Source organism: Treponema pectinovorum (assembly GCF_900497595.1).
GTDB classification, from domain to species: Bacteria; Spirochaetota; Spirochaetia; order Treponematales; family Treponemataceae; genus Treponema_D; species Treponema_D pectinovorum.
The window spans coordinates 37,147-60,602 of record NZ_UFQO01000003.1; the positions used below are offsets into that span (position 1 = coordinate 37,147).

The following is a 23,456-nucleotide window of genomic DNA, read 5'->3' on the forward strand; positions in this document are numbered from 1 at the left end:
CAAATTTGCATTGCAAATCATCGTAGAAAAATCGCTTTTGAAGTTTTACACTTTTTTAACGGTTTTGGGGGAAAAATGGCACAGCTTAAATGTTCAAATCTGACTCTTGGATATGAATCAAAAATAATAATAAAAAATTTGAGTTTTTCTGTTGATACAGGAAATTATCTTTGCATAGTCGGCGAAAACGGCAGTGGAAAAACCACTCTGATGAAGACAATTTTAGGGCTTTTAAAACCAATTTCTGGAACTATAGAAACTGGCGACGGACTTTTGCCAGACGAAATTGGCTATTTGCCACAGCAGACTTTTGTTCAGAGGGATTTTCCTGCGAGCGTAAAGGAAATAGTTCTTTCTGGTTGCCAAAGCCGCTGCGGCCGCAGGCCTTTTTACATAAAAGCAGAAAAAGATTTAGCTTTAAAAAATATGAAGCTCATGGGAATAGAAAATCTGGAAAAACGATGTTACAGAGAACTTTCTGGTGGACAACAGCAAAGGGTTTTATTGGCAAGAGCCTTGTGCGCAACTCAAAAAATGGTGCTTCTAGACGAGCCAGTAAGTGCGCTGGATCCTTCGGCTCAAAACGAAATGTATTCTTTAATTCAAGAACTTCATAAAACTGGAATAACCGTCATAATGATAAGCCACGATGTAGAAGCGGCCTTACGCTATGCAACACATGTACTTCATATAGGCGATGAAATATTTTTTGGCACAAAAGAAGAATTTGTGCATAAGATAACCTGCCCGGATTGCAGCGGCCAGATTCGAAAAATCGTTGGACGAAAAATATAACGTCGCAGGCAAGCAATCATAAAAAAATTGAGGCAAAAATCAATATTTTTTTGCAACAATGGCTGCCAGTTGAATAAAGACAACTTAGGCAATCATAAAAAAATTGAGGAATAAAAAAGGAAAATATTATGTCAACTTTAATACACTATTTTAGTTTTTCGTTTGTGCAATATGCTTTTATCGTTGGAGTTTTAATTTCGCTTTGCTCAAGTTTGCTCGGCGTAACTCTAGTTTTAAAACGATTCAGCTTTATCGGCGACGGTTTAAGCCACGTTGCCTTTGGAGCGATGGCCATTGCAGCGGTTGTAAATCTTTCAAACAATATGTATCTCGTTCTTCCAATAACAGTTATTGCAGCGGTTCTGCTTTTGCGCACAGGAAAAAACACAAAAATTCAAGGCGATGCTGCAATCGCAATGATAAGCGTTGCCGCTCTTGCTTTGGGCTATCTCATATTGAACATATTTAATTCATCATCAAACCTTGCAGGCGACGTCTGCACAACATTATTTGGCTCAACATCTATACTCACACTTTCCAAAGCAAAAGTTTACTTGTGCGTTGCTCTTTCGCTCATCGTAATAATTGCATTCATAATTTTTTACAATAAAATTTTCTGTGTTACTTTTGACGAAAATTTTGCACAAGCGGTTGGCACTCACGCAAGCGTATACAATTTGATAATCGCAATCATAATTGCAGTGATAATAGTCCTTGCTATGAATTTGGTCGGCTCATTGCTCATAAGTGCGCTCGTAATTTTTCCAGCACTTTCTGCAATGCGCGTCTTTAAAAGTTTTAGAAGTGTAACCATTTGCAGCGCCGTTGTTTCCATAGTGTGTTCAGTTTGTGGACTTTTAATTTCAATTTTGGCAGGAACTCCAGTCGGTTCAACAATCGTTGCAACGGACTTGGCAGCATTTTTGATATTTTCAATCACAGGAATGTTTATAAGATGAAAAATTATCTTGGCGAGCCGGCAGCGTTGCAGCCGTCGAGCTTTTCGCGGTTGCGCTTTCGCTCCATCCGCCACATTCGTGGCGGACGCTTTTGCGCCGCTACAATCTCTCTCGCGTTTTTATTATTTGGTTGCACAAAAACAAAAAATCAAACTCTCGACGAGCAAACTTCTTTAGCAATAGAGCAAATCGACGAGGAAAATTCAAAATCAAAATCGGTTTTGCAAAACGACGGTTCAGTTTTGGACTACGACTTAACATCCATGAATGCAAATATGGTTTATTCTCAAATTTTTAACTTAATGCTGGATCCAGAAGAATATGAAAATAAAACATTTAAAATGCGTGGCAATTTCATAAAATTTACAGACCCAGAAGGGAATCCCGCTTTTGGAGTTATAATAAAAGACGCTCTGGCTTGTTGCCAGCAAGGTTTGGAATTTCACTATGATTTTAAAAAGGAACCAGCAGAGGGGCAGCTAATAACGGTTACAGGAAAATATACAGTTACAAAAGTCCAAAACGATATGTTTTACACTTACCTTGAAGCAAGTTCTGTCGAATATTAAAAATTCATTCGTGTAGATAGAAAAAGATTTTAGCGGTAAACTGTTAAGTAGTTTGCAAAGCAAATCATAATAAAATCAAGAATTTTTTGGAGGATTTATTTTTATGGACATCAGGTATTCAACTGGAAAAGAACCTTTTAAAAGAATGACAACAGAAGAGATTCGCGAGGAATTTCTTGTATCGAACATCTTTGTAAAAAACGACGTGAGCGCAGTTTACAGCCACATCGACAGAATCGTAACTTTGGGAGCAATGCCTGTAGATAAAAAAATAAAGCTGGATAAAAATATCGATCCAATGAAAGATTTTGGAGTTGATTTTTTCCTCCAGCGTCGTGAATTAGGCATGATAAACATTGGTGGCGACGGTATTGTTGTTGCAGATGGCGTAAAATACGAAGTTAAACATTATGACGCGCTCTATCTTGGGGCAGGCACAAAAGAAGTTACTTTAGAAAGCGTAGAAAAAAAGAATCCTGCAAAATTTTATATGAACAGTTCTCCAGCGCATGTATCTTATCCAAGCCGCATAATCACTTATGAACAGGCAAAGCACGTACACGCAGGCTCGCCGGCAGAATCAAACGACCGCACGATAAACCAATATATCCATCCAGATGTTTTACAAACTTGCCAGCTTTCTATGGGAATGACCCACTTGGAAACAGGTTCTGTTTGGAACACGATGCCAGCGCACACTCATGAGCGCAGAATGGAAGTGTATTTTTATTTTGATTTGCCAGAAAATCAGGTTTTGTTTCATTTTATGGGCGAGCCACAGCAGACACGCCATATAGTAATTCATAATGACGAAGCGGTAATAAATCCTTCATGGTCAATACATTCTGGTTGCGGAACGAGCAACTACACTTTTATCTGGTCAATGTGTGGCGAAAACAGAACATACACAGATCAGGACTGGATAAAAACTACAGATTTAAGGTAGAAAAATTTTTGTAAAATCTATTTCTTTGTAAAACGCTCTGGTAAAATGCAGGGCGTTTTTTTAGTTTAACTTGTTTAAATAAAACAGAAAAATTGCTATATTTTTTTTGAATAGTGTAAGCCAAAAGATTGCACTCGTTGAGGTAAATATGATAAATGTACCAGAAATATTCGCAAGCATGGTTTTTAATGAATGCGAAATGAAAAAGCGGCTTTCAAAAAAAATATATAAGTCGCTCAAAAAAACCATGGAAGAAGGGTCTCCTTTGGAACTTGGAGTTGCAAACGAAGTTGCAAACGCTATGAAGGATTGGGCAATCGAAAAAGGTGCAACTCACTATTCTCACTGGTTTCAGCCACTTACGGGAATAACGGCAGAAAAACACGACAGTTTTTTAACACCGCTCGGCAATGGCAAAATCATCATGTCGTTTAGCGGAAAAGAGTTGATAAAAGGCGAACCAGATGCTTCATCGTTTCCAAGTGGCGGTTATCGTTCAACTTTTGAAGCACGCGGATATACAGTTTGGGATCCAACTTCATATCCGTTTGTAAAAGACCATACACTTTGCATTCCAACAGCTTTCTGTTCGTACACAGGAGAAGCGCTCGACAAAAAAACACCGCTCTTGCGTTCTATGGAAAGCTTAAATGAGCAAGCTCTTAGAATTCTAAAATTGTTTGGAAAAACTGCACGTCACGTTACAACAACAATGGGATCTGAGCAAGAATATTTTTTGATAGATGAAAAACTTTATGCAAAACGCCGTGATTTAAAGATGACAGGTCGTACGCTATTTGGTGCTCGTCCAGTAAAAGGTCAGGAGATGGATGACCAATATTTTGCCGCGATAAAGCCCCGCGTTATAAAGTACATGGAAGACTTGAACGAAGAACTTTGGAAACTTGGTATCTATGCAAAAACAGAGCATAACGAAGCTGCCCCAGCACAGCACGAAATGGCACCGATTTTTACGACTTCAAATCTTGCGGCAGACCAAAACCAGTTGACTATGGAAATAATGAAAAAAGTTGCACGTAGGCACGGTCTTATATGTCTTCTTCACGAAAAACCTTTTGAAGGAGTAAACGGCAGTGGAAAGCACAATAACTGGTCAATCGCTACAGATGCAGGAGAAAATCTCTTTGCTCCAGGAAAAACTCCAATGGAAAATGCACAGTTTTTGTTGTTTTTAACTGCGGTTATAAAAGCGGTTGATGACCATCAAGATTTATTGCGTGCCATAGTTGCAAGTGCGGGAAATGACCATCGTCTTGGTGCAAACGAAGCACCTCCTGCAATAATGTCAATCTATGTTGGAGATGAGCTTGAAGAAATATTGGAAGCGATAAAAGATGGAAAAGCCTATACTGCAAACGGAAGCAAACGGATGAGCATTGGTGTTGATGTTTTACCTTCTATTCCAAAAGATTCAACAGATAGAAATAGAACTTCGCCTTTTGCATTTACAGGAAATCGATTTGAGTTTCGATCCGTCGGCTCAAAACTTTCAATCTCTGGACCTAATACGATTTTAAATTCGATACTTGCAGATTCACTTTCGTTATTTGCCGATGAACTTGAAAAAGCTAAGGATTTTGACAAGGAATTGCAAATTTTAATAAAGCGCGAGATAACTTGCCATTGGCGTATTTTATTCAGTGGAAACGGTTATGGTGAAGAATGGGTAAAAGAAGCTGAGCGACGGGGATTAAAAAATCTAAAGACGACTCCAGATGCAATGACTCATTATTTGGACAAAAAAAATGTAGAATTGTTTAAAAGAATGGGAATTTATTCAGAATTTGAGATGAAAAGTCATTTCGATGTTAAACTCGAAAAATATTGCCAAGTTTTGAATATAGAAGTCGAAACTATGATAGAGATGGTCAACAAGGATATATTTCCATCTGGAATGAACTTTTTGAACAAACTTGCGGATACTCATTCAAAATTAAAAGATACTGGAGTAACATTTTTAGCAGGTAAAAACTTGATAAAAAAAGTCGATTCGCTTTTATCTCAAATAGAAGAAAAAAAGGAAAAACTTCTGGGTGTTCATCAGACTACAAAAGCGCTTTCAACCCTTATGGAAAAGTCGAAATCGTATGCGGATGTCGTAATTCCTGCAATGGATGAATTGCGCTCTGTTGTTGACTCGCTTGAGCCACTTTTGGGTCAGGAATACAAACCATATCCAACTTACGAAGATTTGCTTTTTAGCGTTCAATAATTTTAAGAATAATTTTGGCTGTCATTATATATGAATCAAGATTCAAAATGGCAGCCAAAAATTTTTAATTGCTTTCTGCAGCTCCAGGAAGTCCAATATCTTTTCTATAAAACATTCCATCATAGTTTATGCATTCAAGTGCGCTGTACGCTTTTTTCCAAGCGTCTTCAAATGATTTTCCGTGTGCAGAACACGCTAAAACCCTTCCACCACTTGTAACGATTTTTCCATCTTCGTTTGAGCTTGCACCTGCAAAAAAAACTTTTGCTCCAATCGCGTCAATTTTTTTGCTATCCAAGGTTATCAATTTCCCCTTAGGATATTGCAAAGGATAGCCGCCGCTTACCGCAACTGGTGCAACTTGAAAACCATCCTTCCAGTTCATTTTAAAATCGCAAAGAGTTCCGTCCATTATTGCGAGGCATAGTTCCGCAAAATCAAAATCCATCATCGGAAGTACTGCCTGAGTTTCTGGGTCACCAAGTCTAACATTGTATTCAAGTGCTTTTGGTCCATCTTTTGTGAGCATAAGCCCAAAAAAGATAAATCCGCGATAGTCCATTTTTTCTTCAATAAGACCGCGCAAAGTTGGCTGGAGTATATTTTTTTCAAAAGCGAGCATTGTATCTTCGCTAACATCATTAAGCGGACAGACAGCACCCATTCCGCCAGTGTTAGGTCCTTTTGCACCGTCCAAAAGTCTTTTGTGATCGCGTGCTGGAAGAAACGCTTTTATGCAGGCTTTATTCTGTTTTGCGATTTCTTCAGAAACGCTCACCGCTGCAAGCACTGAAATTTCAACTCCTTGAAGATAATCTTCTATTACAAGCTTTTTTCCAGCTTCGCCAAACTCTCCTTCCATCATATCTGTTGCAGCCTTTTTGGCTTCTTCAACGGTTTTTGCAACAACCACGCCTTTTCCTGCTGCAAGCCCATCTGCTTTTACAACGATTGGTGCGCCTTTTTTTTGAATATATGTAAGAGCGTCGTCTTTGTTCGTAAAAGTTTCCGATGAAGCGCAATGCACTCCGTATTTTTTCATAAATTCTTTTGAAAGGTCTTTGGACGCTTCCAATGCGGCGCCTTTTGCCTTAGGACCTACCGTTTTAATTCCTGCATTCCAAAGTCTGTCCGCAATTCCGTCTGCCAAAGGGTCTTCTGGGCCTACAACGGCAAAATCAATTTTTTCTCGCGTTGCAATTTCAACAGCATCGCCATTTTCGTTTTTGCATTTTGCTTCTTTAGAAGTTCCACCGTTTCCAGGAACGCAAATCACTTCGTCGATTTTTTCGCTTTGAGCAAGTTTCCAGGCGATTGTATGTTCTCGTCCGCCGCTTCCTATAACCATTACCTTCATATTCAACAATCCTTCAAAATAAAACTGAAAATACTATACTATAAATCAAGGCGTTTTGTCAGAAATTCTGTAAATATCAGCATAGCGAACGCAATTTTTGTTTTGCCACTGCTAACTTTTAATGCAAGTGCGAGTGCGACTGCGACTGCAAAAAAAAAATCAATTCAATTTTTGCGCTATATGATACAATTTTTTTCATGAAAGATTTTTTCACTTATTTTGCAATGTTTTCTGCGATTACACTTTTGATATGGTTGTTTACTTTTTTTTACAAATTGAAATTAAAAAATCAAAACGATGAATTTTCAAAAAAAAGATTAAAAACTCAAAAGACAGAAGACGGAAAAATCGATTTTGTCCGCTGTCCGCTGTGTTCAACACCGCTTGCCACAGGCGAAGATATGACGAGCCGCATTTTTAGACCGATGAATACTCCAGACCAGAGGATGACAATTTTGGGATGTCCTCATTGCTATCCCAAATTAGAACCCGGCGTAAAAAGAATATGCCCAGTCTGCTCTAAAAATCTTGCTTTAGACGGATATTTAATATCGCGCTTATTCAACAAAGAAAAAAACAAAAAACACGTCATAATAATCGGTTGTACAAACTGCTATGGCATAAAAAAAGACTCCCAAGCGGGAGTCCTTTAGCCAATTTTATAAATACTATCTGAGCAAGCTCAAAACGTTTTGTGAACTCTGATTTGCCTGAGCAATCATTGCAGTTCCAGCCTGAGTCAATACCTGGTTCTTTGTAAAATCTACCATTTCTTTAGCCATATCAGTATCGCGGATGCGGCTTTCAGAAGCCTGGAGGTTTTCAGCACCAATGTCGAGACCTGTTACAGTCTTTTCAAGGCGGTTCTGGTAAGCGCCAAGGTCAGCACGCTGTTTGTTAATCTTTTTGAGTGCTTCGTCAATAGTTCCAATAGCGCGGTTAGCGTCTTCAGGAGCAGCAATAGTCATAATTTCTTCTGAACCAACGTTACGAAGTCCAAGAGCGGCTGCAGACATTGTCCCAATGAAAACTTGAGTTCTCTGATCCATATTTGCACCAATATGGAACCACATAGAACCAGTAACAGTATTTTCGCCAGTAGGGCGAGCAAAACGACCAGTAAGCATATTCATACCGTTGAACTGAGCCTGAGAAGCAATGCGGTCAACTTCTGCAATAAGCTGACTTACTTCAACCTGAATCTGCATGCGGTCTTCTTCGCTGTATATACCGTTGGAAGACTGAACAGCCAATTCGCGAATTCTCTGCATAATGTCTGTAGTTTCCTGCAAATATCCTTCAGTAGTCTGGATAAACGAAATACCATTTTGCGCATTCATAGATGCCTGATTCATACCGCGAATCTGTGCTCTCATTTTTTCAGAAACGGCAAGTCCAGAAGCATCATCACCAGCACGGTTAATTTTCATGCCTGATGAAAGCTTTTCCATGTTTTTAGTGTTGTTGAGTTCTGTAAGACCTGTGGAGCGCTGTGCAAACTGAGCACTCATGTTGTGATTGATAACCATAATATTATCTCCTTGTAAGATCTGGTCGAATTACTACAGAATTTTTACCTGTAGTCCCCGGGCATACCACCCTATACATTACATATCGGAGATACAAAAAATGACTTTAGAAAAAAATGCAAATTTATTTGCGATAATTCATTTTTTTTGTTAATCGTAGGCAAAATAAAATTTTAAAGGGATTTAGGAGCGCATCAATTTTACGCGACCCGTGTTGCAGGGCTACGCTTTCGCTTCGGTGTGCATAGCACACCAGCATTGCTGCCCTTACACCCGGGGCTACAATTAGAACGAACTTCTTCCCCTAAAACTCCGCGCGAGTGTCAATTTGTCGATATATTCAAGGTCGCCGCCAACCGGCAAGCCGCTTGCAAGCCGAGTAATCTTTACATCGCTCATACTCGATATAACTCTTTGAATATACATAGCAGTTGTGTCGCCTTCTACAGTTGGGTTTGTTGCCAAAATAACTTCTTTAACAGTTCCAGATTTTATTCTCTCTAAAAGGCTTTTTATTCTAAGCTGGTCAGGGCCAATTCCGTCTAATGGAGCAATAACTCCACCCAAAACATGAAAAAGTCCATTGTATTCGTTTGAAGAATCTATCGTGTTTACATCTTGCGGCTGTTCTACAACGCATATAATCGACTTATCTCGCAAAGTATCGCTACAGATAGGACAAGGGTCGTTTTCTGTCCACGAGCCGCATATAGAGCAAGCATGAATTTTCTTTTGCAGATTTGCAAGTTGGTTGGCAAAACGTTCAATCCACGCAGAATCCGCTTTTAATAAAAAATTTACAAGTCGCCCTGCACTTTTTTTACCAATTCCTGGCAACCGAGAAAAACTCTCTGTTAATTCGTCAATCGCATTCATTTATATAAATCGTTCTCTGTAAAATTAAAGCCCAAATTTTGACATATCCATGCCACTCATCATAGGACCTGCTTTTTCTTTTATAATCTCTTGGATTTTTTCCATTGCATTGTGAGTAGCTGCAACTATTAAGTCTTCAAGCATTTTGACATCTCTAGGGTCAACGGCAATCGGGTCAATTTTTATCGCAGTCATTTCCATCTGTCCATTTACGGTAACTTGCACCATATTGCCACCAGAAGAACCAGTTGCAGTCAAACTTGCCATTTCTTCCTTTAGTTTTGTCATTGTTCCTTGAATATCTTTTAGATTTTTTACAAAATCAAACGGATTCATCTTCGTCCTCCTGTATTGAAAGTTCAAAATTTGTATTTTCAGGTTCGTCGTTAGAATTTTCTGCTTCGTCAGAATTTGCAAAGCCTTGCGATTTTTCTTCTGGTTTTGCAGATTCAACTTTTTCGCCTTTGGATACAATTTCGCCTCTAAAAAGCGAGCATAAAAGTTGAACTTCTTTGGGTGCATTTTCTGTATCGTTTATCTGAACAGCCTGTTTTACGCTTACGTTAAAAGAAATTGGGCTTCCGTAAAAAGTCGAAATTATATCTGAAATTTCAGAAATTTGCCTATGCAGTTGATTTTGAGTAAATGCGGAAGCGACAACTGTTGAAATTTCATTTCCTTGTAAAATCCAATTGCCAGTTTGAATCAAAGTTGTTGCAAGAATTGCGGTTTTTTCGCTCACAGAAAGTTTTGATAAAACCGCCTTTTTTAGTTGAGCCATATCTCTTATTGGCTCTTGAACCTTTGCTGTTTGTTCAGGCGGTTCAGCGCCGCCTTTAATAAAAGATTGTGAGTTTTCGTTTTGTTCTGCAAAAGATTCTTTGCGTTGTGAGTTTTCGTTTTGTGTTGAAAAATTTTCTTCTCGTTGTGCGTTTTCGTTTTGTTTTGTAAAAGATTCTTGTCTTTTGGCGTCTTCTATGTCTTGTGCAAAAAAGTGTGCAGGTTTTTGTGGCTGTGCATTTTGATTTTGAACAAAATTTTGTTGAGATACAGAATCTTCGTCTCTAAAATCGTTTTTAGAAAGCAAAAGCGATTTTGCTTTGTCTATTGCATTTTTTACTTCTGCTACAGAAACATATTGATTAAGCCAACAAAGTCTGCTAAAAGCAAGTTCAAGTTCATAGCGTGGGTTTAAAGAATATCGAATTTCGCGATATAAATTTAAAAACAAGCTTAGGGCACGTTCAATTTGAACAGAATTCCATCTTTCTAAAACTTTTGAGCTGTATCTTTCGGCGTTTTGCCCTAAAAGTGCTTCTTTTGTTATTCCACTTTTTATTAGCAAAATTGAGCGAAGATAATCCGTCGCATTGGAAATCAATAAATCGATAGAAATTCCTGCCTGCAAAAAAGAATCCAATTTTTCTAAGGCGGGTTTTGTTTTATTATCTACACATTCTTCAAAAATCTCGTTTAAACGATCAACGCCAACAAGACCAAGTTTGTCGCGAATTTTGTCGTAAGTTATTTCGTCTGCGCTAAAGGCTGCAACTTGGTCAAAAAGCGTGTAAGCGTCGCGCATAGAGCCTGTGGATTCTCGTGCAATCCAATAAAGCGCTTCATCTTCCGCTTTTACGCCAATTTCTTTTGCGGCGAGCGAGAGTTGCTCTTTTACTTTTTCTATGGGAACAAGCCTAAAATTGAACTGCTGGCAGCGGCTTTTTATCGTTGCAGGAACTTTTTGAAGTTCAGTTGTTGCAAAAATAAATATTACGTAAGGTGGTGGTTCTTCTATTGTCTTTAAAAGTGCATTGAACGCAGATGTAGAAAGCATGTGAACTTCATCTATTATATAAATTTTATAGCGGCAACTCTGCGGAGGAAATAAAACTTCGTCTTTTATTTGTCTTACATCGTTTACAGAAGTGTTGGAAGCACCGTCAATTTCTATAACATCGGTACAACTGCCTTTTGTTATTTCCATGCACTGCTGGCAATGACCACAAGGTGTTGCAATAGGACCTTCTGCACAGTTTAGTGATTTTGCAAGAATGCGAGCGGTAGAAGTTTTTCCGCAACCTCTTGGTCCAGAAAATAGATATGCATGTGCAATTTTTTTAGATTGAATAGCATTGTGGAAAGTTTGTGCAACAAATTCCTGACCAACTAAATCTTCAAACTTTTGTGGTCGTCGCCGAGTAGCAGTTACTTCATAAGACATAGGCTAAGAATATCCTAAAAAACTTTAATTCTCAACACACAGAGTTTTGTTTAAACTCAAGCGAGAATATTTTTTACCATCTGCCGCTTGCACCGCCACCACCAGAGCGACCTCCGCCACCACCGCTAAAGCCACCACCGAAGCTTCCGCCTCCAAAACTGCTTCCACCACCAAAGCCACCTCCAAAGAAAAATCCGCCACTTCTAGGTGGTCTTCTATTTCCTCCGCGAGGACCAAAGATGTTTGAAATTATGATGATTGCGACGAACACGAGCCACATAAAAAGTGGAATGAATTTTGTAAGACCTTCATCTCCGGAAGATTCGACTTTGTCTTTTATTTTTTGGTCGTCGGTTGCATAACCTGCAAGAATTTTTATTCCTTCTAAAATTCCTCCAGAATAATCGCCTTCTTTAAAATGCGGAATTATAAAGTTGCGGATTATTAGCCCGCATTTTGTGTCTGTTAAAACGCCTTCAAGTCCGTAGCCAACTTCTATTCGCACCGCTCTGTCCTGCAACGAAACTACGAGCAGAATACCGTTGTCCTTGTTTGCTTGTCCTAGTCGCCATTTTTCAAATACTAGAGAAGCGTATTCTTCTATCGAAACAGAATCTTCACCTTCGCCTAAGGATTGCACAGTTAAAACCGCGATTTGAACGCCGGTTTGTTTGTCAATTTCTTCGAGAAAGCTTTCTGTTTTTGTCAGAGTTTGAGGATTTATCAAACCGGCATTGTCTGTAATCCATGCTTTTTGTGTTGGAACAGAAATTTCTTTTGCCGATAAGAATGTCGTTCCTAAAAAAATAGACAGAAAAAATAAAACGAAACTTTTAAAAGAATGCGAGTGATAAAATTTCATATTAAAACATTAAAAAGATACTGTTGGTGCTTTTGAGGCAGCAGTTTCGGCTTCAAAATATGCTTTTTTCTCAAACCCGTTCATATTTGCAATGATATTTTGAGGAAATTTTCTTATAAACGAGTTGTACGAACGCACTGCGTCGTTAAAGCGTCTTCTTTCGACAGAAATTCTATTTTCTGTTCCCGCAAGTTCGTCTTGCAAAGCAAGAAAATTTTGATTTGCTTTTAATTGAGGGTAATTTTCTGAAATTGCCAGAAGCCTTTGCAAGCTCGCGCCCAATTCGTTTTGAATTTTTTGATATTCCGCTAGTTTTTTGCTGTCTTCTAAGATAGCAGAGTCAACTTTTACAATTCCTCCAGCACGGCTTCTAGCTTCTGCAACTTGTTCAAAAACCTCTTTTTCGTGGCTTGCGTAGCCTTTTACAGTGCTTACAAGGTTGGGAATTAAGTCGAGCCTGCGTTGATACTGATTTTCTACCTGACTCCATGCACTCGTTACGCTTTCGTCTAAAGTTACCATTTTGTTGTAATTACCAGCAAAAAAATTGTACAAGATGAGTGCAATAACTGCGATAACCGCTGCAATTATTGCAAATTTTTTAAGTCCTTTCATAGATATCTCCATTTTATTGTAACCGCGCATCCGTTTGCGGCAAGGATTGCGGTTTATAAAAACGTCCGTGTTTTTCTAAACCTGACAGTTTTTTTTCAAAAACTGTCGACATGATTTGTAACCGCACATCCGTGTGCGGCAAGGATTGGAGGGGCTGGCGAAGCCAGTTCAACGCAACGCGTTGAATGAAGCGACAGCGTAACCCCGCAAAGCCTGATTTTTGCGAATGCAAAAAGCCGCCCAATTTCTTGTCTTTATAAAAAGATATTTAAATAATAAGGAATATCCTTTTTACAGGCAAGTTTTTTATGTACTTTGACTTTTCCTTGTGGGTAGAATTTAGATTTTTTGAATTAGACCTTGAAAATTCTCTATGAATGTCTTTAGGTTTAATAAAAAGTTTTTATATTTATAAAAAAAAATTCAATAATTTACAAAAAATACGCATTTTTGTAGCAAGTTTTTGAAAAAGTTTTGTTGACTGTAAAAAATCGCCGTGTTATCCTAGTTGCAAATGGAAAAAGTAAAAACCGTTGGTTTAAATTTTCCGAAAAAATAGGAGGATTTTTTATATGAAAAAAATCATAGGAACTGTACTTCTCGCAGTTACAGGACTTTCACTCGTAGCAGCTGATGTTACTGTTAATATCAATTCTCGTGTTCGTCCTAATCTTTACACAACATCAAAAAAAGAAGATGGTAAGAAGACTTCTGAGCTTTTCAAACTTGATGGCGCTAAAGCTGCTGATACAGTAAAAATTGCTGCATCTAACGCTTATGCTGGTGCTGTTCTTGAATCAACTTGGGATGCTGGCGCTGCCGCTCCAGGAGTAGAACTTGATAACTACTACGGTTGGATGAACTTTGGAAATCTTGCAATTACTGCTGGTAAATACGACAGCCGCTATACAGCTCGCTTTAACTCAAGCGCTACAGAAGGTGGTCTTGTTGATAGCGATATTGCTAAATACGGTCTTTCTAACAAAATTGCTACAGGACTCAACGGTGCTGGTACTGCCTTGAAAACAGTAGGTAAAACATGGCTTTATGACTTTGACAATGCATCTGCTTTTAAAGGTTCAAAAGATCTTTCTTTGACATTTGCTTATACTCTTGCTGATGTTGCAGGTGGAAAGCTCTTGTTGAAAGCAAGTCTCGTAAAGAATGCTTACGATACATATACAAATTCAGACGGAGATACATTCACTCAGTCTGCAGGTTATGTAGCAGAAGCTGCATGGAATGGAAAAGGTTTAACTTTTGACTTTATCTTCAAAAATCCAGAAAACAAAGGTTTTGGTGTTGGTCTTTATTCAACAGTAAAAATCAATGACAATAACTCTGCTGCAGTAGGTGTTACTTACGGTACAAAGAAAGATGAACTTGATACTGCTCTTGCTGTTGATGGTCGCTACAAGTTTACTTCTGGTCCACTTATCGCAACTTTGGCTGCAAAATATTCTTATGCTAAGCCTAAGGGTTTTGATGCAGAAACTGCTTTGGAAGCTGGAACTGAAGTTTCTTACATGGTAAACAACCTTGTTACTGTTGCTCTCGATGCACGCTTGGATATGTGTGACCTTGATGACAACGACAAGAAAGATTTGGCAGAAAATGTAATCGTAATTTCACCACGTGCTAAATTTACTGCAGGAAAAGGCGCTGCTGTAACTGTAGCTGTTGAATATACACAGGCTCTCAACTCTTCTAAAGATGTAGCTACTTACAATCCTGTAAAAACAAAGATTGGCGTTCCTGTTATTTTCCGCGTAAAGATGTAATAATCTGACGGTAACGTTAACTTAAAGAAAAGGGCAAGGTCCTATTAGGGCTTTGCCCTTTTTTAGATAGAAGTGTGTTTCCTTTTTAATTAGTTTTTTTTTATAAGTTTGTTTTTTATTGAAATATATAATGATTTTATAAGGAATATTTTAGATGTATAAAAAAAGTATTATTTTAATATTTTTACTTTCGGTTTTATTTTTGGCAGGTTGTGCTTCTAGTAAGGTTACTCTCTCTGATTGTTCACCTATAGCAATTTTGACAGTTAATGGAAATGCAACCATTTACAAAATCGAAGATACCGGCGAGATTAACGATGAAAGTGATGGTTTAATAAACGATGTCATAAATAAAAAATTCAATATTTCTGATGCGGAAAGGCTTACTGCTCAAGATAGGGTTGATTTTGCAGCAGATTATTTAAGCAAGGCTCTCGCTGATATAGCACAACTTACAGTAATTGAAAGAGAAAAAGTTGTTGCTTCTAGATATTACAAAAAAGATAAGAATGTATTTGATTATCTTTCAACACAGAAATCTGCCTATAATTATAATTTTAATATGGCAAATGTGGGTTCAAAAAATGCACGACTTTTAGGAAAAGAAATTGGAGCGAAAAGCCTTATTTCTTTGGGTTTTGAGTTTAGGAAAAAAGAAGAGATTTTATCTAGAGAACTTCAGATGGTTCCTGTTTTGGTTATGAATGTAAATCTTTATAATTCTTACGGAAAAATTCTTATAAAAGATAGAATAACTGTTTCTGGAACTAAGGGTGCTGTTATAATAAATTCAAATTATGACCGCGATGAATTTGTTGATTTATTCCCAGAGCTAATCGAAACCGCTATAAACCAATTTATTGTTTCTCTTTTGTAAGATTTTTATATTTCATATACTTTGTGCACTCATATTTTTTTTATAAAAGGTTGAATTCCTTTTATTGTTTTTAATTTTTACCGAATAATATGCTTTTATTTGAAAATAATTATATAAAACTGTAGAATTTATATTGTTTTGCGGAGGAATAAATAATGCAAACTTATGATTTTACGATTGAAACTCTTGGACCGTGCAAGGTTCACTCTCCTATAGAACTTTCTACTAAACATGGAAATTTACGTGCTACTTATGTAACCGATAATTCTTATGTTCGCAATGAGATTAATGTTTTTGAAGATTCAGAAAAAACAGATGGGCTCAATTTAACAAACTTGATGCAGAAGGCAGGCCCTAGGGAATATATTTACTTTAATCCTGCGCATGTAACGGCAGGAATATGTACTTGTGGAGGGCTTTGTCCAGGATTAAATGATGTAATCAGAGCGATTGTTCGTTGTCTTTATTATCGTTACGGCGTTAAGAAAATTAGGGGTTTTAGGTTTGGGTTTAAAGGTTTTTTCCCAGAAAGCGGTTTTGGTACTATTGATTTAAATCCAAGTGTTGTTGACGATATTCATAAAATCGGAGGCTCTTTTCTTGGTACTAGTAGGGGCGGTGGAAACCGTGTAAACGATATAGTTGATTCTGTTGAATCTCTAAGCATAAATATGCTTTTTATAATTGGCGGCGACGGAACGCAACGAGGAGCATTGGATATCGCAAATGAAATTGAAAAACGAGGTCTTAAAGTTGCTGTTGTAGGAATTCCAAAAACTGTTGATAACGATCTTCTTTTTATTGATCGCTCTTTTGGTTTTGAAACTGCTGTAGAACGTGCTTGCGAAGCGGTTAGGGCGATTCACATGGAAGCTTCTTCTCAAATCAACGGGATTGGTCTTGTAAAATTGATGGGTAGAGAATCTGGATTTATCGCGACAGGAACCGCTTTGGGTAGCCATGAAACAAATTTTTGTTTAATACCAGAAATCCCTTTTGAATTAGATGGTCCTAACGGATTTTTGCATCATCTAGAAAAAAGGATTTTAGATAGGCACCATGCTGTTGTAATAGTTGCAGAAGGTGCAGGTCAAGATTTGCTCGCTACTAGCGGAGAAACAGATGCTAGTGGAAATAAAAAACTTTCTGATGTTGGTGTATATTTGCGAGATAAAATCAATGAATATTTTAAAAGTAGAAATATTCATATAAATTTAAAATACGTAGACCCTAGTTATCAAATTCGCTCTTCTGAAACAACTTCAAACGATTCTATTTATTGCGAGCGTTTAGGTTCTTATGCGGTGCATGCTGCTATGGCAGGGAAGACCAAAATGGTTGTTGGATTGGTAAACAATAAGTATGTTCATATTCCAATTAAGATGGTAACGATGGAACGTAATTTTGTTGATCCAGAAAGTGCCCTTTGGCGCGATGCTTTGGACGCAACTCGCCAACCAATTATTATGGTAAACAATCTTAATTCCATATCTGATAAAGTAAAATCAGGGGAAGGAGACTTGGATTAGTCTGCTTATTATTTATCAAATTTTTTGATTGGCAAGTATATAGACTTTTTGCATAAAAAAAGGTTGTCTGTACTGAGGCAACCTTTTATATTTGCTTTTATATTCTACAGTTTATCTATTAGCATTGAACATTTGCCACTTGGAATTGGCAAAGTTTTTTTCTTTTGATCTAAGATATTTATAGTAAAGTAATAAAGTTTTTCGCTTTCCATCTGGATTTCCCAACCGCGCACACTCTTGTTGCTCAAGATTGTTATTAAATTGCGTTTTAGAGAAAGTTTTTCGATTCCCATTATTTCTAAATTTGGTATTATCCAGTCAACTGTTTTTCTTGGCAAGCTTATGGAAAGTCCAATTACATTTTCTATCATCAACGCTATTGTAGAAAGTCCAACGGTCTGTAAATAATGAACTCTTGGATAATTTGAATTTCCGTCCATTAAAGCGTAGCCTTCTTTGCAAGGTTTGTAAGCCTCGTACATATCGCCTTTTTTTCCGTCTGCGGGCTGCAATGCTTCTAAAACAAAGTAAAGGTGGCGGATTGCACATTCGCGTGCTAAATCGTAGCGTTGATATTTTTCCAGCCCCTTTATAATCATAAAGTTGAATGCTGGGTAAACCGAACCGCAAAATCCGTTTCCGTTTTCGTTGAAATTTGGACTGTCTGCACTCAAAGTTGGAAAAGGGTGGTCTGTCCCAAATGTTTGTGGATTTGAAAGGTGTTCAATCAGAAGGTCTGCTTTATCTGCATTTGGTATTTCTGCAAGAAGAGGCCAAAATCCAGCAATTGTCTTTTCCGAAAGTTTTTGCTCGTCTTTATCTAAATCGTAATAGAATTTAGACTCTGCATCCCACATCAAAGAATTTATTCTAGTTTTTAAAGAAAAATATGCTCTTTTATATTGAAAGCTCAAGTCTTTGTCGTTTAAGATGTCGCCCAAAGCACTCATGTGGGCACAATTTATCGCAACACTCGCATTAAAATCGACAGAGTAATAGCAATCTTTTCTTGGGGAATTAAACATTGTACCCGCAGACACAGGTGCACTGTAAAGTCCATTTGGCTGTTTGTATGTTTGATCCACCCAGTCCATATATTTTTGAAGAATTGGCATTATGTCTTTTATTCTTCGTTTGTTTGCAGATTTATGATAGAGATTAAATTCCGCCCAGGCGAATAGCGGCAGCCCAATTCCTTCTGGATTTTCTGGAGTTGTTACAGCATCTCCAGTTTTTAAGTCGTATTTCCAGCGAATCGCTCCGTTAGCTTCTTGTTTGTTATAAAAGTAGTCTAAATTTTGATTTGCGGGAAAATTTCTGTTTGAATAAACTAGAAAAAAGGATGAAAAAATCGATTCAAATTGATCTACTGTTGCGTTTTCGATTTTTTGAGTGGTTTGAGCATCTGTTGGATTTGATAAAACCGGCTCGCTATTTTTGTCCTGTGGATAAACGAAATAACCGTCATTCGCATTTTCTTTAAGTTTTGTGTCAATCCAAAAACTTGAAAGCCAAGCCCAAGTTTTATCGTAGATGTCTACAAAATCTTGATCGTAAAAATGGATTTTCGGAAAGTCGCGTTTATTCACAATAGCCTCTTTTGCAAAATTTAATTACCGTGCTTTTAACTATATCATAAAAACATAAAAATAGGGTAAAAATTACAAAAAAAAATTGAAAATTTTAATGTTTTGCCCTTGACGTAAAGACTAAAAAAATGATTGAAAATCAGTTTAATTTTTATTCAGGATTTTCGTCTTCTGTTTGTTCTATAGTTTGTTGTGGTTCTTCTTTTGGTTCTTCAGCTTTTTGAGTTGATTTCCTGCTAAAATAAAGGCGGATTTTTTCATTTGAAACTTTGTGCCTTGATTTTAGGAGCAGAGTATGTGTCGCTTCCTGATATGCATAGCCAGAAGAATTGTATGTCTCGAACCGAGGATCTGTGTGGAAACTCAAGCCATAAATTTCGATACCAAAAAATGGCTTTATCCCTTTTAAAATTATATATTGAGTGTCGCCTTGCTTAAAAGAAACTACAATAGACGCTTCTGTTTTATCCTCGTTTTCTTCGTAGGTGATGTTAGATGCGCAAGTCCATGCCCAAACCGTTTCGTTCCCATCGGAATAAATAGGTAGTGAATGTGGATATGCAGGATTTGATTTCACCATAAAAGGATAAATTTCTGCCATAGCTCTTAAATCAAAGGTTGGATTTTGATTAAATGCCGTGTTTATCAGCATATAACCACCTCTTTTATATTTTTCATCAAAAGTCAAATTTCCATAATCTAAAAGAACACTACCAGTTTCTACAGTTTGAACAAAACTTGCGTTTCCATCTTTTTCATGAATAATCAGATTATCGGAAGAAATTGTGCATAAATCTGTTATCGCTTTTAAGCAAGGCTCTATGACATTTTCCAAAGGAATAGCCAGCTGTGACGAAGCTTTTTTTGAAGCGATGTACACGCTTAAAATTCCAGTTGCTTGCGCAAGGGTTGGCTCAAAATTTGCAAGGCTCGCAGGTAAGGCCGCCAAAGCGTGAACGTCTGGATTTAAAGATGAACGCAACATGTAGTCGCCAATATTGTCTGCTGCAAAAGGGTCAAGAGATTTTTGTGCCAAGGCGTTTTTTATCATCTGAGCAAAATTTTCGTTTGCCATCACTAAAGTGGAATTCATCGAAACTAAAGAATTAAAATACGGAGATGTAAGATAAGTTCTTCTAGTTCCTTTTTTAAATGACTCTGGAACAATCTCTAATGCTTGTGCGTATTTTGATTGAGATGCCATTTCTGCAACATACGCTGCAACTATGACTTCCGAAAGTGCAGAAGAATCTGTAAATGCTGTTGTTGCTTGCGAAACTAGATTTGCCCTGTATTTTTTTACAGTCTGCTCATAGGCTGCAAAGGTTGCGGTTTCAGAATCTTGAGGAATTGAATCAAAATTAAAGGTTTTTGAAGGATCGTAGCGTGTGTATAAAGCTGTGTTTGAAGAATTCGTTAAAACTATCTGTGTATCTTGAATTTGTGCAGCAGTCATAGTATAAGAAATTCCCTTTGAACTAAAAAGTTGTCTGGTTCTGCTTTGTTCCGTAACAGAATATCCTGAAACTGGTTTGTAGTTCAAAGAAACCTGAGACGCATTTGTGGGCATTATTGCAAAAATTGAAAGTGAAGCTTTTGAAGAAGTGTCGCTTACAGAAAAAATTAGCGAAGTGCCCTGTGAAAAATTTAATTTTAAACTTAAAGGAGTGTTTTGTTCCCAACTTTGTAAAATCAAGTTTTTTGGAGATTCGCTGCCAATCATAAAAATTTTTGCAGGATTTACATCGTCTGCAGAAAAAGATATGCCTTTAAAAGATACGGAAAAAGTATTTTTAAGAGACATATTTCCGTCTGCATCTTGAGTTTGAGCTACAGACATTCGCAAAAGCCCAATGTTTTTTAAAATAACGGATTCGTTTCTAAATTGAAGGACAAAAATTCCGATAATTATAGAACTGTAAAGGAGAGTTAGTCCCAGCATTTTTCTGATTGGATGTTTCGACATTTGTGTCAGTTTAACCAATGGTACCAATATTTTCAATGAGGATAAAAATGAAAATTCTATTTGGAAAAAGATTTGAATTTTTTTTATGTGCAACGATTTTTTGCTGCACTTTTTTTTGTAAAAATGTATTTGCGCAAAGTCAGAATGCAGAAATTCAATTTGTTCAAAATTTAAGTTCGATTTTACAAAATGGAACAACAGAAGAAGCGCTAAATCTTTTCGATTCAATTCCAGAAAAATTAAAAGACGATGTTGATATGATGTCGCTCAAGGCGAGTTTGTATCTTTCTGCAAATAAAATTTTGCAGGCGCAGGAATTGGCATCATCTTTATATGCAAAAGAACCCAAAAATTTGGAAGTTTTGAACATAAATGTGATGGTTGCCAAAAAAAAAGGAGACAATGCTTCAAAAGCTAAATTCATAAAGCAGATTTTGGCGATTGAACCGAATAATGCAGGCGCAAATATTGAACTTGCAGATGAGCAGGCTCTCAAAAAGAATTGGCGAAATGCACGCGATTACTATCGTAAGGCTTTGGTTTCCTCTCCAGAAGATACGGACGCACTGTTTGGCTACGCAAAAATGTGTTACTACATGGAAAAAGACAAAGATGCAAAGGATGCATTCAATAAACTTTATAAACTTAATCCAGAAAATCCGCAAGTTAACGCATATCTTGCAAAGTATGAGGCGGAAAATAAGCAATATAAAAAAGCGATTGAATATGTAAAAGTTGCCCTCAAATACGAGCCTTTAAATATCGACCATTGGTTTGATTTTGGAACTTACAGTCGCATGGCAGGTCGCTATAAAGATGCAGAAGACGCATGGAAAAAAGCCATTTCGCTAGAAAGCGATTATTTTTTGGGCTATGCGTATCTGGCAGGACTTTATGATGAGCAAAATAGGCGGAGCGATGCCTTAGAATATTATCGAAAAACCGTAGAGAAAAATTCTCAATATTATTATGCTTACGAATCGCTGGGGATGTTTGCATGGGACAGCGGAAATTGGGAAGAGTCGCAAAAGGCATTTGAAGAAGCACTCAAAAAAAATCCCGATAGCATTTCGTATAAATTGATGGTAGCGGCTTGTATGTATAAAAGGTCAAAAATTCAAGAGATGAGAGCGTTTACAGAAAATTTGATGAAAAAATCGGCAGACAAGCAGGGAATGGAATACAAATTGATTCGCCTTTACCACGATAGAGGTGGAGATGCAGACGTTGCACTCAATATTCAAAAAGAAACAAACAGAACAAAAAAAGGAAAGTACTTGTTCTACCTTGCACTTTACTATACTTTAAACGGAAATGACAGCCTCGCACATAAATACTATAACGAAGTGACGCAGATGCAGAGTCCTATGTTCTTTGAATACAGGCTTGCACAGTGGGCTGGCGGAGAAACTAACTGATTATGAGTCAGACAGAAAAGATATTAAAATTCGGTGAACGAGAAATTATCTTAATCGGCACCGCACACATAAGCCAAGAAAGTTGCGAACAGGTAAAAATTGCAATTCAAGAGAAAAAACCGGATTGTGTTGCTATAGAGTTAGATGAAAATCGCTATAAATCTTTAAATGATGACGAAAGCTGGCGCAATTTGGACATAATAAAGGTAATAAAAAACAAACAGGGATTTTTGTTGCTTGCAAATCTCGTGCTTTCGGCCTTCCAAAAAAGGATGGGAACTTCTGTGGGCGTTAAGCCTGGAGACGAAATGCGAGCGGCGGACTTTGCTGCAAAAGAAAACAGTATTCCAGTTGCAATGGTGGACAGGCCAATTCAAACTACATTGCGTCGTGCTTGGGCAGAAAATTCTTTTTGGGGAAAATGCAAATTGCTTTCCGCCTTGATTGCAAGCGCTTTTGACAAAGAAGAAGTGAACGGCGAACAAATTGAAAATCTAAAAAATCGTTCAGAAATGGACAGCATGATGAGCGAACTTGCCGATTATATGCCTGTCGTAAAAAGAGTTTTGATTGACGAACGCGACAGATATTTAGCAAGTAAAATTTGGGAATGCAAAGGGAATAAAACTCTTGCCGTTTTAGGCGCAGGTCATCTTCCTGGCGTTGAATTTTTTTTGAACGAACTTGCACAGCAAAAAATCAGTTCCAACACAGACGACATTTCTTGTGTTCCAGAAAAAAAACTTGCGTCAAAAATTGCAGGCTGGACATTAACTGTATTCATAATTGCTTTAATCATTGCTGGTTTTGTCTATGGCGGAATCACAAAAGGCTCTCAGATGATAGGAACTTGGATAGTCTGGAATTCTTCCTTAGCAGCGATTGGTGCAATTTTGGCTCTTGCCCATCCTTTAACGATTGTTGTTGCAGCTGTTGGTGCTCCAATTACGAGCCTTTGCCCATTTATTGGCGTAGGATTTTTTACGGCAATTGCACAGGCTTTCGTTTGTAAACCAAAAGTTAGAGATTTGGAAAATTTGCAAAATGATATTTCGTTAAAAGGATTTTACAAAAACAGAATTCTGCGTGTGCTTTTGGTATTTTTTTTAACATCTTTGGGTTCTTCCATAGGAACTTTTGTAGCAGGTGCAAATTTCGTAGTTTCAATTGGGCAGTTTATTTCAAATCTATTTTAACCCAATAAAACTTAAACTTTTTTTACATTGATTGATTTTAAGGGCGACTTTTTGCTCCACTTGCGTTTCGCAAAAACCGAGCTTTGCGTGGTTCCCCTTACGCTCCATCGTCCTCGTCGCTACGCTCCTGCGGTCGAC

Annotated in this window: 20 protein-coding genes; 11 read left to right on the plus strand and 9 right to left on the minus strand. The window is 37.5% G+C overall.

What is annotated here, in order from left to right:
* Positions 1 to 75 precede the first annotated feature (75 nt).
* The 5 genes from FXX65_RS04825 (at position 76) to FXX65_RS04845 (ending at position 5,502) form a co-directional block, all read left to right on the plus strand.
* A complete protein-coding gene (locus FXX65_RS04825) occupies positions 76 to 795 on the plus strand; it encodes a metal ABC transporter ATP-binding protein (RefSeq protein ID WP_147613228.1) in 720 nt (239 codons plus the stop codon).
* Positions 796 to 923: 128 nt separating this feature from the next.
* On the plus strand, positions 924 to 1,754 hold the full coding sequence (locus FXX65_RS04830; protein ID WP_147615344.1) for a metal ABC transporter permease: 831 nt from the start codon (positions 924 to 926) through the stop codon (positions 1,752 to 1,754).
* Positions 1,751 to 2,323, plus strand: a complete 573-nt coding sequence (locus FXX65_RS04835) for a hypothetical protein (RefSeq protein WP_147613226.1) — start codon at positions 1,751 to 1,753, stop codon at positions 2,321 to 2,323. Before FXX65_RS04830 ends, FXX65_RS04835 begins: the two co-directional genes overlap by 4 nt.
* A 103-nt stretch (positions 2,324 to 2,426) precedes the next feature.
* The gene (gene kduI / locus FXX65_RS04840; RefSeq protein WP_147613225.1) at positions 2,427 to 3,269 is read left to right on the plus strand and encodes a 5-dehydro-4-deoxy-D-glucuronate isomerase; all 843 of its coding nucleotides are present in this window, start codon (positions 2,427 to 2,429) and stop codon (positions 3,267 to 3,269) included.
* Positions 3,270 to 3,417: 148 nt separating this feature from the next.
* On the plus strand, positions 3,418 to 5,502 hold the full coding sequence (locus tag FXX65_RS04845; protein ID WP_147615345.1) for a glutamine synthetase III family protein: 2,085 nt from the start codon (positions 3,418 to 3,420) through the stop codon (positions 5,500 to 5,502).
* Positions 5,503 to 5,566: 64 nt separating this feature from the next.
* Here the strand turns inward: FXX65_RS04845 and purD are convergent, their stop codons facing one another.
* A complete protein-coding gene (gene purD / locus FXX65_RS04850) occupies positions 5,567 to 6,859 on the minus strand; it encodes a phosphoribosylamine--glycine ligase (protein ID WP_147615346.1) in 1,293 nt (430 codons plus the stop codon).
* Between the two features lie 197 nt (positions 6,860 to 7,056).
* On the opposite strand from purD, the gene FXX65_RS04855 reads away from it, so the two are divergent.
* Entirely contained in the window at positions 7,057 to 7,512 is a 456-nt protein-coding gene (locus FXX65_RS04855) for a hypothetical protein (protein WP_147615347.1), read from the plus strand.
* Between the two features lie 15 nt (positions 7,513 to 7,527).
* Here the strand turns inward: FXX65_RS04855 and FXX65_RS04860 are convergent, their stop codons facing one another.
* From FXX65_RS04860 to FXX65_RS04885, 6 genes are all read right to left on the minus strand, one after another.
* Positions 7,528 to 8,388, minus strand: a complete 861-nt coding sequence (locus tag FXX65_RS04860; protein WP_147613221.1) for a flagellin N-terminal helical domain-containing protein — start codon at positions 8,386 to 8,388, stop codon at positions 7,528 to 7,530.
* Between the two features lie 285 nt (positions 8,389 to 8,673).
* Entirely contained in the window at positions 8,674 to 9,264 is a 591-nt protein-coding gene (gene recR / locus FXX65_RS04865; RefSeq protein ID WP_147613220.1) for a recombination mediator RecR, read from the minus strand.
* Positions 9,265 to 9,288: 24 nt separating this feature from the next.
* Entirely contained in the window at positions 9,289 to 9,600 is a 312-nt protein-coding gene (locus FXX65_RS04870) for a YbaB/EbfC family nucleoid-associated protein (protein WP_147615348.1), read from the minus strand.
* Positions 9,587 to 11,485, minus strand: coding sequence for a DNA polymerase III subunit gamma/tau (gene dnaX / locus FXX65_RS04875; RefSeq protein WP_147615349.1), 1,899 nt, complete (start codon positions 11,483 to 11,485; stop codon positions 9,587 to 9,589). Before dnaX ends, FXX65_RS04870 begins: the two co-directional genes overlap by 14 nt.
* 73 nt (positions 11,486 to 11,558) lie before the next feature.
* On the minus strand, positions 11,559 to 12,347 hold the full coding sequence (locus FXX65_RS04880; protein ID WP_147615350.1) for a TPM domain-containing protein: 789 nt from the start codon (positions 12,345 to 12,347) through the stop codon (positions 11,559 to 11,561).
* Between the two features lie 9 nt (positions 12,348 to 12,356).
* Positions 12,357 to 12,962, minus strand: a complete 606-nt coding sequence (locus FXX65_RS04885; protein ID WP_147615351.1) for a LemA family protein — start codon at positions 12,960 to 12,962, stop codon at positions 12,357 to 12,359.
* A gap of 572 nt (positions 12,963 to 13,534) precedes the next feature.
* Here FXX65_RS04885 and FXX65_RS04890 point away from each other — a divergent pair.
* The 3 genes from FXX65_RS04890 to FXX65_RS04900 all read left to right on the plus strand — a co-directional run bounded on the left by FXX65_RS04890 (position 13,535) and on the right by FXX65_RS04900 (position 17,149).
* Positions 13,535 to 14,743: a hypothetical protein gene (locus FXX65_RS04890; protein WP_147615352.1), complete on the plus strand. Its 1,209-nt coding sequence runs from the start codon at positions 13,535 to 13,537 to the stop codon at positions 14,741 to 14,743.
* Positions 14,744 to 14,897: 154 nt separating this feature from the next.
* Entirely contained in the window at positions 14,898 to 15,620 is a 723-nt protein-coding gene (locus tag FXX65_RS04895; RefSeq protein ID WP_147615353.1) for a hypothetical protein, read from the plus strand.
* A 155-nt stretch (positions 15,621 to 15,775) separates the two neighbouring features.
* Positions 15,776 to 17,149 carry an ATP-dependent 6-phosphofructokinase gene (locus FXX65_RS04900; protein WP_147613213.1) on the plus strand — a complete coding sequence of 458 codons (1,374 nt, stop codon included), beginning with the start codon at positions 15,776 to 15,778 and terminating at the stop codon, positions 17,147 to 17,149.
* A gap of 104 nt (positions 17,150 to 17,253) precedes the next feature.
* Here the strand turns inward: FXX65_RS04900 and FXX65_RS04905 are convergent, their stop codons facing one another.
* Both FXX65_RS04905 and FXX65_RS04910 read right to left on the minus strand, forming a co-directional pair.
* Entirely contained in the window at positions 17,254 to 18,738 is a 1,485-nt protein-coding gene (locus FXX65_RS04905) for an MGH1-like glycoside hydrolase domain-containing protein (protein WP_147615354.1), read from the minus strand.
* Between the two features lie 151 nt (positions 18,739 to 18,889).
* A complete protein-coding gene (locus FXX65_RS04910) occupies positions 18,890 to 20,704 on the minus strand; it encodes a hypothetical protein (RefSeq protein ID WP_147615355.1) in 1,815 nt (604 codons plus the stop codon).
* Between the two features lie 47 nt (positions 20,705 to 20,751).
* Between FXX65_RS04910 and FXX65_RS04915 the strand changes: the two genes are divergently transcribed.
* Together FXX65_RS04915 and FXX65_RS04920 are read left to right on the plus strand one after the other, a co-directional pair.
* A complete protein-coding gene (locus tag FXX65_RS04915) occupies positions 20,752 to 22,122 on the plus strand; it encodes a tetratricopeptide repeat protein (RefSeq protein ID WP_187116223.1) in 1,371 nt (456 codons plus the stop codon).
* A 2-nt stretch (positions 22,123 to 22,124) separates the two neighbouring features.
* Positions 22,125 to 23,318, plus strand: a complete 1,194-nt coding sequence (locus FXX65_RS04920) for a TraB/GumN family protein (RefSeq protein WP_147615357.1) — start codon at positions 22,125 to 22,127, stop codon at positions 23,316 to 23,318.
* The last annotated feature ends 138 nt before the right edge of the window (positions 23,319 to 23,456 follow it).